Annotated in this window: 13 protein-coding genes, 1 rRNA gene and 1 pseudogene; 5 read left to right on the forward strand and 10 right to left on the reverse strand. The window is 65.1% G+C overall.

The features are described from left to right. Positions 1-2: 2 nt before the first annotated feature. The 9 genes and pseudogenes from DIR46_RS15010 to DIR46_RS15050 form a co-directional block, all read right to left on the reverse strand. Positions 3-1,148 carry a D-alanyl-D-alanine carboxypeptidase family protein gene (locus tag DIR46_RS15010; protein ID WP_109345948.1) on the reverse strand — a complete coding sequence of 382 codons (1,146 nt, stop codon included), beginning with the start codon at positions 1,146-1,148 and terminating at the stop codon, positions 3-5. A gap of 105 nt (positions 1,149-1,253) precedes the next feature. After that, positions 1,254-1,883: an alpha/beta hydrolase gene (locus DIR46_RS15015; protein ID WP_109345949.1), complete on the reverse strand. Its 630-nt coding sequence runs from the start codon at positions 1,881-1,883 to the stop codon at positions 1,254-1,256. Between the two features lie 16 nt (positions 1,884-1,899). Next, complete coding sequence (locus DIR46_RS15020) at positions 1,900-2,235, reverse strand: (2Fe-2S) ferredoxin domain-containing protein (protein WP_205288983.1); 336 nt, start codon at positions 2,233-2,235, stop codon at positions 1,900-1,902. Between the two features lie 58 nt (positions 2,236-2,293). After that, positions 2,294-3,439: a VanZ family protein gene (locus DIR46_RS15025; protein WP_109345950.1), complete on the reverse strand. Its 1,146-nt coding sequence runs from the start codon at positions 3,437-3,439 to the stop codon at positions 2,294-2,296. Then, positions 3,436-4,059 (reverse strand): ABC-type transport auxiliary lipoprotein family protein, encoded by a 624-nt coding sequence (locus DIR46_RS15030; RefSeq protein WP_307719097.1) that lies wholly within the window; start codon positions 4,057-4,059, stop codon positions 3,436-3,438. The genes DIR46_RS15025 and DIR46_RS15030 overlap by 4 nt, the downstream gene beginning before the upstream one ends. Positions 4,060-4,067: 8 nt before the next feature. Beyond that, complete coding sequence (locus DIR46_RS15035) at positions 4,068-5,015, reverse strand: MlaD family protein (protein WP_109345952.1); 948 nt, start codon at positions 5,013-5,015, stop codon at positions 4,068-4,070. Between the two features lie 2 nt (positions 5,016-5,017). After that, positions 5,018-5,875, reverse strand: a complete 858-nt coding sequence (locus DIR46_RS15040; protein ID WP_109345953.1) for an ABC transporter ATP-binding protein — start codon at positions 5,873-5,875, stop codon at positions 5,018-5,020. After that, the gene (locus tag DIR46_RS15045) at positions 5,875-7,008 is read right to left on the reverse strand and encodes an MlaE family ABC transporter permease (RefSeq protein ID WP_109345954.1); all 1,134 of its coding nucleotides are present in this window, start codon (positions 7,006-7,008) and stop codon (positions 5,875-5,877) included. Before DIR46_RS15045 ends, DIR46_RS15040 begins: the two co-directional genes overlap by 1 nt. Positions 7,009-7,062: 54 nt before the next feature. Then, positions 7,063-8,561: pseudogene (locus DIR46_RS15050) on the reverse strand (B12-binding domain-containing radical SAM protein). Positions 8,562-8,701: 140 nt separating this feature from the next. On the opposite strand from DIR46_RS15050, the gene DIR46_RS15055 reads away from it, so the two are divergent. The 4 genes from DIR46_RS15055 (at position 8,702) to rrf (ending at position 10,512) form a co-directional block, all read left to right on the forward strand. After that, complete coding sequence (locus DIR46_RS15055; RefSeq protein ID WP_109345955.1) at positions 8,702-9,016, forward strand: YbjQ family protein; 315 nt, start codon at positions 8,702-8,704, stop codon at positions 9,014-9,016. Beyond that, positions 9,016-9,483 carry a YbjQ family protein gene (locus DIR46_RS15060; protein WP_109345956.1) on the forward strand — a complete coding sequence of 156 codons (468 nt, stop codon included), beginning with the start codon at positions 9,016-9,018 and terminating at the stop codon, positions 9,481-9,483. The genes DIR46_RS15055 and DIR46_RS15060 overlap by 1 nt, the downstream gene beginning before the upstream one ends. Continuing rightward, entirely contained in the window at positions 9,480-10,292 is an 813-nt protein-coding gene (locus DIR46_RS15065) for a M48 family metallopeptidase (protein ID WP_109345957.1), read from the forward strand. The genes DIR46_RS15060 and DIR46_RS15065 overlap by 4 nt, the downstream gene beginning before the upstream one ends. Positions 10,293-10,399: 107 nt before the next feature. Continuing rightward, positions 10,400-10,512: ribosomal RNA gene (rrf, locus tag DIR46_RS15070) — 5S ribosomal RNA — on the forward strand. A gap of 91 nt (positions 10,513-10,603) precedes the next feature. On the opposite strand, the gene DIR46_RS15075 is transcribed toward rrf, so the two are convergent. Next, positions 10,604-11,476, reverse strand: a complete 873-nt coding sequence (locus DIR46_RS15075) for an aldo/keto reductase family oxidoreductase (RefSeq protein ID WP_109345958.1) — start codon at positions 11,474-11,476, stop codon at positions 10,604-10,606. A gap of 100 nt (positions 11,477-11,576) precedes the next feature. Between DIR46_RS15075 and DIR46_RS15080 the strand changes: the two genes are divergently transcribed. Beyond that, positions 11,577-12,491, forward strand: coding sequence for a LysR substrate-binding domain-containing protein (locus tag DIR46_RS15080; RefSeq protein ID WP_109345959.1), 915 nt, complete (start codon positions 11,577-11,579; stop codon positions 12,489-12,491). Positions 12,492-12,538: the final 47 nt, after the last annotated feature.

Raw genomic sequence — 12,538 nt, forward strand, 5'->3', positions numbered from 1 at the left:
GCTTACTGCAGCCAGAGGCGCATCGAGTCCCAGGCGCGGCCAAAAATGCTCGCTTCCTGCACTTCTTCCAGCGCCACCACCGGCAGCACCAGCAGCGGCTTGCCGTCGACGGTCATCTTGAGGGTGCCGACCTGGCCGTTCAGCGCCAGCGGCGCGACCAGCGGGTCGCGGCGTTCCAGCACCGGCTTGAGCTTGCCCGCCACGCCTTTCGGCACGGTGACCAGGATGTCGCGCGTGAAGCCGATCTTGACGGTCGATTGCGCGCCCTTCCAGATCGACGGGGTCTGGATCGCCTGGCCCTTCGAGTACAGCTTGACGGTGTCGAAGTTCTGGAAGCCCCAGTTCAGGAGCTTCTGGCTTTCCTGGGTGCGCACGTCGGTCGAGCTGGTGCCCAGCACCACCGAGATCAGGCGGCGTTCGCCGGTGCTGCCGTTCGGACGGCGCGCCGAGGCAATCATGCTGTAGCCCGACGAGTTGGTGTGGCCGGTCTTCATGCCGTCCACGGTCGGGTCCAGCCACAGCAGGCGGTTGCGGTTCTGCTGGGTGATCTTGTTATAGGTGAACTGCTTGATCGAGTCGATCTTGTAGAACTCGGGGAAGTCGCGGATCACGTGGGCGGCCAGCTGCGCCAGGTCGGCCGCGGTCGAGTAGTTGTTCGCGTCCGGCAGACCATGGGGATTGGCGAAGCGGGTGCCCTTCAGGCCCATGCGCTGCGCCTCGCGGTTCATCAGGGTGACGAAGGTGGCTTCGTCGCCCGCCACCGCTTCGGCGATGGCGACCGCGGCGTCGTTGCCCGACTGGATCATCAGGCCATGCAGCAGGTCGCTGATCGACACCGGCACGCGCGGATCGATGAACATCTTCGAGCTGCTGGAGTCGACTTTCCAGGCGCGCTCGGACACGTTCACCATCTGGTCCATGGCGATGCGTTTGTCGCGGATCGCGGCAAAGGCGACGTAGGCCGTCATGACCTTGGTCAGCGATGCCGGCTCGATGCGCATATTCTGTTCTTGCGAGGCGATGACCTGGCCGCTCGTCGCGTCGAGCAGCAACCACGATTTGGCGGCGATGGCGGGCGCGGGCACGGTTTGCGCACTGGCCGAGACCATCACCAGGCTGGCGGCGAAGGCCGCTAACAGTTTTTTCATGGGGAGTATTTCGTCATTAAAGTAGGGCGGTGGTAAAGCGCAAGGCAATGTCCCAAAGGGAGCATTGCCTCAAGAGAAGGGAATTATTATAGGGGACTGTGACGACTAAATGTCACGTCGCCACAGTTGAATCACGAGATTTTTAATGTGGCCGAGCTTGCGATGGAAGAAGTGGTCGGCGCCTGTAATGACGGTGACAGGCAGGTCGAGCGGTCGCGCCCAGTCGAAAACTTCCTTCAGGGTAATAGTGTCGTCCAGTTCGCCGTGGATCAGGATGGTGTCCTGCGGCACTTCCGGCATCGGCCATTTGCCGGCCGCCGTGCCCACCAGCACCAGGCGCTCGGCCGGCCGCCCCTCGGCCGCCAGGCGCAGCGCGAACTGCGCCTGCACGAAGGTGCCGAACGAGAAACCGGTCAGCGTGATCGGCAGGTCCGGATATTGCTCGCGCATGTGCGCATACATGACGGCCATGTCGTCGACTTCGCCGCGGCCTTCGTCATGCACGCCTTCGGATTCGCCCACGCCGCGGAAATTGAAGCGCGCCGCCGCATAGCCGAGCGTCACGAAGGTGCGCGCCAGCGTCTGGGCAACCTTGTTTTCCATGGTGCCGCCATACAGCGGATGCGGATGCGCCACCAGGGCGACGCCGCGCGGCGCGCCTTCCGGCAGGTCGAGCAGGCATTGCATCTTGCCGGCGGGGCCGTCGAGTTCGAATTTGTGCGAATGGATGTTCATAAAGCGTCTTTGGCGATCAGATCTTGAGGCGGTCGACGACCTTGCCGCCGACCAGGTGGGTGTCGATGATGTCGTCGATGTCATCGGTGTCGACGTAGGTGTACCAGGTGCCTTCGGGGTAGACCACGAGCACCGGGCCTTCCTCGCAGCGGTCGAGGCAGCCGGACTGGTTGATGCGCACCTTGCCCTGGCCGCTCAGGTCCAGCTCCTTGATGCGTTTCTTGGCATGCTTCTGCGCTTTTTCGGAACCGCACTTGCCGCAGCTCGGGCGCGCATCCTTGCCCTCGCGGATGTTCATGCAGAAAAATACATGATGCTTGTAAAACTGCTCTTCGTTCACTTGATCGTTCATGTCGTTCTCATTGGAAAGAGTGGCATGGCGTCGCGCCAAAGCGCCATCATACAAGCTCTTATTGCCGATTGAGTTTATGCGAGGGCAGCAGCAGGAACCATAGGGCAACGAAGGGCCAGGCCAGCGCCAGGCCCTCGGCCGCACCGTTAAAGTTGAGGAACTTGCCTTGCACCCAGCCCTGCAGGGTGGACGAAAAATACGGGTTCACCGGGATCGTATTGACCACCACCAGCGCCAGGATCAGGGTCACGACCGCCAGCCGGCGCTGCGCCACCTGCGGCGCGAATACCAGGCCGGACAGCATGATCAGGCCGATCAGGAAGCCTCCCTCGGCGCCCGGCGTGACCCAGACCAGGGCGTTATCGGGACGGAACAGCAGCGAGCTGGCGAAGGCTTTCACCACCAGTGCGCTCGCCAGCAGGGCCAGCATGAGCCAGAAGCGCGGGGCGCCGCGGCGCACCAGGCACATCAGGGTGAGGGCGGCGCCGGTCATGCCGCAGGCAGTGATGATGGTCTCCGACAGCCAGTACTGCTCCACGCTCATGATGTCGTCGCCGGGGCGCAGCATGGCCACCAGGTCGATCTCGGTGTCGAGCCAGGACGACATCCAGCCGGACAGGATGGGCAGCACCTGGCCGTGGCCGAACAGGTAGCTCTGCGGGTAGATCTGGGCCAGCGGCCACATGGCCACCAGCACCAGGCCCTGGCTGGCGTGCGGCGCGAACCAGCGCTGGCGCAGCTTGAACAGGCGGCTGCGGTCGAGCAGGCCCGGAGCCCACAGCGCGCCGAGGATGGCGCCCAGGAAGCAGCCGCCGGCATTGGTGACGAAGTCGAGGTTCGACGGCACGCGGCTGGGCAGGTAGGTCTGCACCGCCTCCATCGTGCCGGTGGTGAGCAGGCCGGCGAACGTGGCCAGCAGCACCGCCCACACGCCGCGCACGCGCGGATACATCGACAGCACCAGCAGCATGCCGAACGGGATGTAGCCGACGATGTTGACGCCGGCGTCGAAGCCGGTCCAGTAGCGCTGCTTGACCAGATTGAGGAAGGCCAGCGGCGAGATGCCGCTGTCGCGCCAGCCGGTGAACGGGAACCAGCTGGCGTAGACGATCAGGAGCAGGTAGGCCAGCAGCGCGGCGCGCACGATGGGCGAGCCGCGCGAGCGGCCGGCGGCGACGTCTGCCGGGACTTCCGCTTCGGTCATTTGCCTTGCAGGTTCAGGGTGGCGAGCCAGGCGCCGATGTCGTCCGCCAGCCCGTCGGTGCTGGCCGCCAGCGCCGCCGCGCCGCCGGCCGCGTCATGGCTCGATGCCGGCGTGCCGCGCTCGAAGCTGCGCTGGTCGACCAGGCGGTGTTCGGTAAACACCGAGGCGCGCAGCATGATCCGGCCTTCACTGCGGTCCGCGCTCGGGAACGCGTGCACGAAATCGTCGATCTCGACGCGCAGGATCGGCACGCCATTGGCGGCGTCGGTGGCCGACAGCACCTTCATGTGCGCCTGCGACAGGCGGCTCTTGATGCGGGTGGTGACCAGGTTCACCGGCGTGGCGCTCCAGCGGCTGCTGGCATAGGTGCGCGCCTGCTGGGCGTCGGCGTAGTTCAGGCGGTAGAACATGCGCTCGGTGTCCAGGCCGCTGGGGCCGGTGACGTCCATCACCACGATCGCGAGCGGAGAGGCAGGAGGGGTGGCCGGGGTGAATGGGCGCAGCGACGGCGCGCCGAAGTCGTAGACGGTATTCTGCGGGCGGTCCTGGCTGGCGCAGCCGGCCAGCAGCAGGGCGCAGCAGACGGCGGCGACGGGGAAGCGGAAGGTGTGACGATTCACGGTAGTCCTCATTTGGTCGGGGGCACGAAGCCCGGCTCGCCGGGGCCCGGCGCGTCGCCCGGGGTGCCGAACAGGATGCTTTGCGGGCGGTCGGAGAACGAGTTGGCGGTGCGCCGCACCGCGCGCAGCGAGGCGCGCGCCTCGTCGGTCATCCGCACCACGTGCGGCAGGGTTTCCAGTTCCAGCTCGCTGGTGGCGGCGCCGAGCGCGCCGATGGTGGTGTTCAGGCGCTCGATCGGGCCGTCCGGCGCCTGCAGGCGGGTCGCCAGCTGGTCGTAGTTGCGCGTCATCGAGGTGGCGCTGGTGGCCAGGGTGTCGACCGAATCCATGCTGCGGTTGACCTTGTTCACCAGGCCGGGCAGCTGGTCGAGCACCGGATCGAGGCGTTGCGGAATGGCGGCATAGGCGTCGGCGGCGCGCTCGACGCTCTCGAAGGCGCCGACCATCTTGGCGCGGTTCTCGTCATTGAGCAGTTCGTCGAGGCTGGCGGTTACTTTCTCCGCCTTCTCGAGGATCGCCAGGCCGCGGTCTTCCAGCTGGTCGAGCAGGCCGGGGCGCAGCGGGATGCGGGCAATGCGATCTCCTCCCGTCTGCAGGCGCGGCGAACCGGTGCGCTCGTCGTCGAGCTGGATGAAGGCGATTCCCGTGACGCCCTGGTAGCCGAGCGTGGCATAGGTGGTGCTGGTGATCGGCGAGGCGGCGTCCACCGACAGCCTGATGAGGATCTGGCCGGTGACGCGCGGGTCGAACACGATCTCGTCGACGCGGCCGACCTCCAGGCCGCGGTAGCGCACCGTGGCTTGCGGGTTCAGGCCGGGGATCGACTGGGTGGTGACGATCTCGTAGGGCACCAGCTCGGTCTTGTCGCGGTTGAACCAGAGGCCGATCAGGACGGTCGCCACCAAGAGCGCGATCGTGAAGATGCCGGTCATCAGGGCATGTGACCTGTTTTCCATAACTATCGATTCTCCGATTCATGCTGGGCATGGCGCTCGTCGAGCACTTCCAGCGCCCGCTGGCCGCGCGGGCCCAGGAAAAAGTGTTTGATGAAGGGATGCTCGACCTGCAGCACGTCGCACGACGGTCCCACCGCCAGCACGTGCTTCTCGGCCAGCACCGCGATGCGCGAAGACAGCGCGAACAGGGTGTCCAGGTCGTGCGTGACCATCACCACCGTGAGCTTCAGCTCGCGGTGGAGGGTCTGGATCAGGGTGACGAAGGCGTCCGACAGGTCGGGGTCCAGCCCTGCCGTCGGTTCGTCCAGGAACAGCAGTTGCGGCTCGAGGGCCAGCGCGCGCGCCAGGGCGGCGCGCTTGACCATCCCGCCCGACAGGTCGGCCGGCATCTTGTTGGCGTGCTCGGGGCCCAGGCCCACCATATTCATCTTGAGCAGCACGGCGTCGCGGATCACGTCCTCGGGCAGGGAGCGCAATTCGCGCATCGGCAGGGCGATATTGTCGAACACGCTCAGCGCCGAGTACAGCGCGCCCTGCTGGAACAGCATGCCCCAATGGTTGCGCATGCGCTGCAGCTGCTCGGGCGAGGCCGCGCTGATGTCCTCGCCGAACACGTGCACGCTGCCCTGCGACGGCCGCTCGAGGCCCAGCATCTGGCGCAGCAGCACGGTCTTGCCGGTGCCGGAGCCGCCGACGATGGTGAGGATTTCGCCGCCGTAGATCTCGAGGTTCAGATCCTGGTGCACCACCGTGCGCCCGAATTTGGTCCACAGGTTGCGGATCTGGACCACCGGCGCGCCGACTTCCTCGTCGGGGCGCCGGTTCAGCTCCTGGCGGCGGTGTTTGCTGGTTCCCGGCATCAGAAGCCCGTCCCGTTGAAGATGATGGCGTACACCGCGTCGGCCAGGATCACCACCGTGATCGCGGTGACCACCGAGGTTGTGGTGCCGCGGCCCAGGCTCTCGGTGTTGGGCTTGATGCGCAGGCCGAAGTGGCACGAGATCAGGGCGATCAGCACGCCGAAGGTCGCGCCCTTGAGCAGGCCAATGGTGTAGTTCACGAACGGCACCGCGTCCGGCAGCTTTTGCAGGAAGTAGCGGAACGACATGCCCATCTCGATCTTTGCCGAAACCATGCCGCCCAGCAGGGCCATGGCGTCGGTCCAGACCACCAGCAGCGGCATCGAGATCGCCAGCGCGACCACCTTGGGCATGATCAGGCGGTAGCCATGCGAAATGCCCATCACGAGCATGGCGTCGAGTTCCTCGGTCACCCGCATCACGCCCAGCTGGGCCGTGATCGAGGAGCCGGAGCGGCCTGCGACCAGGATCGCGGCCAGCAGCGGGCCCAGTTCGCGGATCACCGCCATGCCGAGGATGTTGACGAGGTAGGCGTCGCCGCCGAACATGCGCAGCTGCTGCGACGACAGGTAGGAGAGCACGATCCCGATCAGGAAGCCGACCATGGCCGTGATGCCCAGCGCCTGGAAGCCGGAGTGATAGATGTTGGCGGAGATTTCGCGCCACGGTCCGGTCTGGGGACGGCGCAGGAAGCGGCCCAGGTCCTGGATCAGGATCCCGATCAGGCCGATGAAGCTGCGCAGGTGCTCGAGGAAGTTCAGGATGCCGGCGCCAAGCACGATCACCCATTGGAAGGGGCTCGTCCGGTGGCGCGGCAGCTTGATCTGGCCGGCCTCCTCGATGCGGCGGAACAGGTCTTCCTGGCGCGGGTCGAGCTTGAGGCGCTTGGGGCGCTCCTTGTTCCAGGTATTCCAGAACATCTGGGCGCCGATGTGGTCGAGGCTTTCGATGCCGGACAGGTCCCATTCGCAGGCTCCCTTGTCCTTCAGCCCGGCCAGCTGGCGCGTGATGCCCTTGAGGACGCCGCGCTGCGACAGGCCGTGAACTTGCCAGACTCCCTCGGCAATGACGGATTGGCCGGCACCCTGGCCGGACTGTTGAATGGTTAATGTTGGCGCATTTTCAATCCGCATTGCGCCAGTGTAAAAGAGAATCGTTTGTGTTGCCAGCCACGATACGGTTGCGTGTCAGGCCGCCAGATGGCGCACCTGGCGCGCTGGCGCGACCGCTTTCGGCGCCGCCGCCGGTTTCACTGGGCGCACCGGCGCATCGACCTTGCCGGCATAGTCGCTGGCCAGCAGCGCGGCCGCCTCGCCGGCATCCATGCCGCACCTCTGCAGCCACTGGGCCACCAGCTTGGCCAGGCGGTCGAGCGCAATGCGGTGGGTGGCGTCGGTGTGCGCATAGATCCAGTCCGAGAAGGCCATGAAGTTATCGAACGGCTTCTCGCCCAGCAGCACCGGGATGGTGTTGGCGAAGCGGCCCGAGTTGGCCACCAGGTCCCAGTAGCGGGCAAAGCGCACCAGGCGCTGCATGGTGGCGAAGTCGATTTTACTTGTCGCCAGCACCGTGTAGGGCGGGTAGGGATCGTAGACCATGCCGAATTCCTGGGTATGGCGGATGATCGGCGTGCCGCGCAGGCGCTTGAGGATGCCGAACTGGATCTCTTCGGCGCCCAGGCTCACCAGGTGGTCGAAGCCGCGCGCGAAGCTGGCCACGTCCTCGCCCGGGAGGCCGGCGATCAGGTCCACGTGCAGGTGGGCGGTGGCGTGCTGGGTCAGCCAGCGGATGTTCTCGGCTGCCTTCTCGTTGTTCTGGCGGCGGCTGACCAGGGATTGCACCTCGGGGTTGAAGCTCTGGATGCCGATCTCGAACTGCAGCGCGCCGGCCGGGAATTTGGCGATCGTTTCCTTGAGCGCTTCCGGCAGATGGTCGGGCACCAGCTCGAAGTGGGCGTAGACCGGGTCGTCCGGACTGGCCTCGATTTTGTCGAGGAAGAACTGCATGATGCGCAGGCTGGTCTTGACGTTCAGGTTGAAGGTGCGGTCGACGAACTTGAACAGGCGGGCGCCTCGTGAGTACAGCAGCTCGAGCTCGGCCAGGAAGGCATCCAGGGGAAGGGCCAGGCCGTCTTGTCCAGCGAAGACAGGCAGAATTCGCATTTGAACGGGCAGCCGCGCGAAGCTTCCACGTACAGGGTGCGGTGGGCGATGTCCTCCTCACTATATAAAGAGTAGGGCAGGGCGATCTCTCCCATCGGCGGCTGCACGCCCGCATGCACCCTCATGATCGGCTTGGGGCCGTCCAGGATCTCGCGGCACAGCTTGGGGAAGGTGACGTCGCCCCAGCCGGTGACGACGTAGTCGGCCAGCTTGACGATCTCCTGCTCGCCTGTCTCGTGCGAGACTTCCGGGCCGCCCAGGATGATGGTCACGTTCGGCGCCACGCGCTTGAGCATGGCCACCAGGCGGGTGGTCTCTTCCACGTTCCAGATATAGACGCCGAAGCCGACGATGCGCGGCGTATGCGCCAGGATGCGCTCGACCAGGTCGGTGGTCTTGGCGCCGATGACGAATTCCTGGATCCTGGTCTGCTCTTGCAGCGGGCCCATATTGGCCGCCAGGTAGCGCAGGCCGAGCGAGGCATGCGTATAGCGGGCGTTGAGGGTCGAGAGCAGGATCGTCATGGCGGGGAAGGGAAGGGTTGCGGCGGAAGGCGGTATTTTACTGCGCCGGGCAAGGCTTTCGACCTGTATATGCAGTGCGAGTTGCTTGTGATAAAGATTACTGTCTACAATCGACCACTCTTTCTAACTCGAATGCCATTATGCTTCTCACGAATATCGAAACCATCCCAGGCAAGAACATTACGGTTTGCCACGGCGTCGTCTCCGGCAGCTCGGTGCGTTCCAAGCACGTCGGGCGGGACATCATGGCGGGCCTGAAGAATATGGTTGGCGGCGAGCTGCGCGGCTATACCGAGCTGCTGGAAGAGTCGCGCGCGCAGGCCACGGAGCGCATGAAGTCGCAGGCGCAGCAGATGGGCGCGAATGCGATCGTCAATGTGCGCTTCTCGACCTCGTCGGTGGCAGCCGGCGCCGCCGAGATCTATGTCTACGGCACCGCAGTGACGGTCGCGTAATGGAAATCATTTTTCTCATCGCCTTCTGGACGGTGCCCGTCGCGCTGGGCTACGTCTTCGGAAGGATGGCCGAGCGAAGGCATTACCGCTCCATCATCGAGCGCGAAAAGGCGTTCGTGCACCTGCCTGCCACCTCGCTGCGCACCCTGGTGGGCACGGCGCCGGTCGCGCGCAGCGAGCTGGTCACGGGCAGCGTGGTCATCTCGGTCGACCATTTCAAGAAAGCGGCCTCCGCCTTGCGCTCGATCGTGGGTGGATCGGTCAAGTCCTATGAGTCCTTGCTCGACCGGGCCAAGCGGGAAGCGCTGCTGCGCCTGAAGGAAAGCTGCCCCGGCGCCCATGAGATCGTCAACGTCCGTCTGGAGACGATGCCGCTGGCCGGCAGCCAGCCGCGCCAGGTGACCGGCGTCGAGGTGCTGGCCTACGGCACCGCCATCTATTATATGGAGGGCTTCGCGCCCGCATGAAATACCAGGCTTCGCTGCCCGAGCATAACGACAATATCTCGCACGAACATCCACTGAAGGATTTTGTGCTCATCCTGGCCGGCCTGTCGGCGGTGATTTTCGCTGCTTACCTGGCGCTGGGATGGCTGGTCGACGTGGTCGTCGAGCGCATGAACCCGGAGACCGAGGCCAGGCTGACGCAGCTGGTGGCCTGGACAGCGCCGCGCGGCGAGGCCGCGCTGCAAGGGCGTGAGGCGTGGGCGCAGGCCCTGGCGGATGGCCTGAAAACGTGCGCCGGGGTGAAGGCGCCGGTGACGGTGCGGGTCAGCCGCTCGGCGTCGCCGAATGCGATGGTCGCGCCTGGCGGGCTGGTCATCGTGCATTCGGCGCTGTTCGACAGCGTGCGTTCCGAGAATGGCATGGCATTCGTGCTGGCCCATGAGCTGTCTCACCTCGCGCACCGCGATCACTTGCGCGCGCTAGGGCGGCGGCTGGTGCTGGTGACGGCCGTTACCTTGCTGACGGGGGATGGCTCCGGGACCGCCGGCGTGCTGCTGCCGGCCCAGCACCTGGGAGAATCCCGCTATTCGCGCGGGCGCGAGGCCGCGGCCGACGGGAAGGCGCTCGACATCTTGCAGTGCCGTTACGAACATGCCGGTGGCGCCACCGAATTCTTCGAGACCTTGCAGCGCAAGGAGGACGACGTGGCGGCGTTCACGCACTACCTGGCGTCGCATCCATCGATGGGGGCGCGCATCGACGCGCTGCGGGGAGCGATCCGCCAGAAGGAGATGAAGACAGGCGATGTGCGCCCCATGCCGCGCTTCTGATCGTTCCGGCGATAACGCTGGCACTTGGCGGATTTGCCTGATAGAATGCAGGCCGGAATTCAGGAAGCCTGTTGCCCAGTAGAGGAACAGTTTTCCAGCAAGTTATGCCTGATGACCATAGCAAGTCGGTACCACCCCTTCCCATCCCGAACAGGACCGTGAAACGACATTGCGACGATGATAGTGCTGCAACCAGTGTGAAAGTAGTTTATCGTCAGGCTATTCAATAGAGAGAAAGCCCACCAGATGCCTGGTGGGCTTTTTTGCTTTCTGGCCGGCCGATATGTGCTGTTGCGTAAAACTCATTCATTTTAAGGAGTGGCGATCGCGTCAAGCTGAGCGAGCACGTCCTGCGGCAGGCTGAGCTTGGCTGCTGCCAGGTTTTCGCGCAGATGAACAGGCGACGAGGTGCCCGGGATCAGCAGAATGTTTGGCGAGCGCTGCAGCAGCCAGGCGATCGCCACCTGCATGGGTGTCGCGCCGAGTTGCGCGGCGACGGCGGACAGGGCGTCCGACTGCAGGGGCGAAAAGCCGCCGAGCGGGAAGAACGGCACGTAAGGAATCCCCTGGCGCGCCAGCGCATCGATCATGGCGTCGTCATTGCGGTGGACCAGGTTATACATATTCTGGACGCAGGCGATGGGCATGATGCGCTGCGCCTCCTCGAGCTGGCGCGGCGTTACGTTACTCAGGCCGATGTGCCGGATCAGGCCGCGCTGGCGCAGCTCGGCGAGTGTGGCGAGCTGAGGCTCGAGCGAGCCTTCGGCCGGCTTGTAGGGGTCGAACATGGCGCGCAGATTGACGACTTCCAGGGTATCCAGTCCCAGGTTGCGCAGGTTGTCGTGCACGGCCTGCTCCAGTTCGGGTGCCGAGAAGGCGGGCAGCCAGCTGCCATCGGCGTCCCGTCGCGCGCCGACCTTGGTGACGATGACGAGCTCGTCGCGGTAGGGGTGGAGCGCTTCACGTATCAACTGGTTGGTGACGTGTGGGCCGTAGAAATCCGAGGTGTCGATGTGGTTGACGCCAAGCTCCAACGCCTCGCGCAGGACCGCACGCGCGACGGCCGCATCCTTGGGCGGGCCGAAGGCGTTTGGGCCGGCCAGTTGCATGGCGCCATAGCCAAGGCGGCGGACAGTGCGGTTGCCGAGTGTATGGGTGCCGGCTTGATCGATCGTGGTGGACATGGTGTCGCTCCTTGTTGTGAGTTGGTGCAATCAAGATAAATCGCGCCGATCTGTGTGACAATCGGGTGAAATCAACACGGGCTGTACGAAAAAACGAACAATGAAAATCGAGCTGGGAGATCTGTCGGCCTTTGTCGCCGTTGCGCGCGCCGGCGGCTTCCGGGAAGCGGCACGCGCAACCGACGGCAGCGCTTCCGGCTTGAGCGAAGCGGTCCGGCGCCTGGAAGCGCGTCTGGGCGTGCGCCTGCTGAACCGGACGACGCGCAGCGTGGCGCCGACCGAGGCAGGCAGCAGCCTGCTGGCGCGCCTGGATCCGGTGTGGAGCGAAATCGACAGCGCCCTGGATGTGGTCAATAGTTTTCGCGATACGCCCACCGGCACCTTGCGCCTGAATGTCTCGATGAGTGCGGCGCGCCTGGTGCTGCCGGCCATCGTGCCGGCGTTTCTTGCCAAATATCCCGAGATCCGCCTGGAGGTGGTGGCCGAGGAGAGCTTCGTCGACGTGCTCGCAGCTGGCTGCGACGCCGGCATCCGCTACGAGGAGCGGCTGGAGCAGGACATGATCGCCGTGCCGATCGGCCCGCGCACGCAGCGGATGGCGGCCGCGGCCTCTCCCGCCTGGCTGGCCCGCCATGGAGCGCCCGGGCATCCACGCGAGCTGGCGCCCGGCGCATGTATTCGCGCGCGCTTTGCCAGCGGTGCGATGATCGACTGGATGTTCCAGCGGGGCGGCGAGACGGTGACCATCGAGCCGAATGGGCAGTTGCTGGTGCAGGTGGGCGGGGCGCTGGACCTGGCGATCGATTCCGCGGTGCAGGGTTTGGGCGTGATCTATCTGTTCGAGGACTGGCTGAAGCCGTATGTCGAGCGTGGGGAGCTTAAGCCCGTGCTGCAGCCGTGGTGGCCGCAGTTCTCTGGACCTTATCTGTACTACTCGGGCCGGCGGCTGGTGCCGGCGCCGCTACGGGCCTTCGTCGACTTCATCCGTAACAATGCGGTTTCGTCACAAAACTGAAAAATTAGGTGTTGACGAAGCTCAGCAGGACGAGCATAATCTCATTC

The organism is Massilia oculi, from assembly GCF_003143515.1.
In the GTDB taxonomy this organism is placed as follows: Bacteria; Pseudomonadota; Gammaproteobacteria; order Burkholderiales; family Burkholderiaceae_D; genus Telluria; species Telluria oculi.

Coding starts and splice junctions, on each gene's coding strand:
- DIR46_RS15075 (WP_109345958.1), bottom strand. CDS start 11,476: ATGTCCACCACGATCGATCAAGCCGGCACCCATACACTCGGCAACCGC.
- DIR46_RS15065 (WP_109345957.1), top strand. CDS start 9,480: ATGAAATACCAGGCTTCGCTGCCCGAGCATAACGACAATATCTCGCAC.
- DIR46_RS15025 (WP_109345950.1), bottom strand. CDS start 3,439: ATGACCGAAGCGGAAGTCCCGGCAGACGTCGCCGCCGGCCGCTCGCGC.
- DIR46_RS15035 (WP_109345952.1), bottom strand. CDS start 5,015: ATGGAAAACAGGTCACATGCCCTGATGACCGGCATCTTCACGATCGCG.
- DIR46_RS15080 (WP_109345959.1), top strand. CDS start 11,577: ATGAAAATCGAGCTGGGAGATCTGTCGGCCTTTGTCGCCGTTGCGCGC.
- DIR46_RS15010 (WP_109345948.1), bottom strand. CDS start 1,148: ATGAAAAAACTGTTAGCGGCCTTCGCCGCCAGCCTGGTGATGGTCTCG.
- DIR46_RS15055 (WP_109345955.1), top strand. CDS start 8,702: ATGCTTCTCACGAATATCGAAACCATCCCAGGCAAGAACATTACGGTT.
- DIR46_RS15045 (WP_109345954.1), bottom strand. CDS start 7,008: ATGCGGATTGAAAATGCGCCAACATTAACCATTCAACAGTCCGGCCAG.
- DIR46_RS15020 (WP_205288983.1), bottom strand. CDS start 2,235: ATGAACGATCAAGTGAACGAAGAGCAGTTTTACAAGCATCATGTATTT.
- DIR46_RS15060 (WP_109345956.1), top strand. CDS start 9,016: ATGGAAATCATTTTTCTCATCGCCTTCTGGACGGTGCCCGTCGCGCTG.
- DIR46_RS15040 (WP_109345953.1), bottom strand. CDS start 5,875: ATGCCGGGAACCAGCAAACACCGCCGCCAGGAGCTGAACCGGCGCCCC.
- DIR46_RS15015 (WP_109345949.1), bottom strand. CDS start 1,883: ATGAACATCCATTCGCACAAATTCGAACTCGACGGCCCCGCCGGCAAG.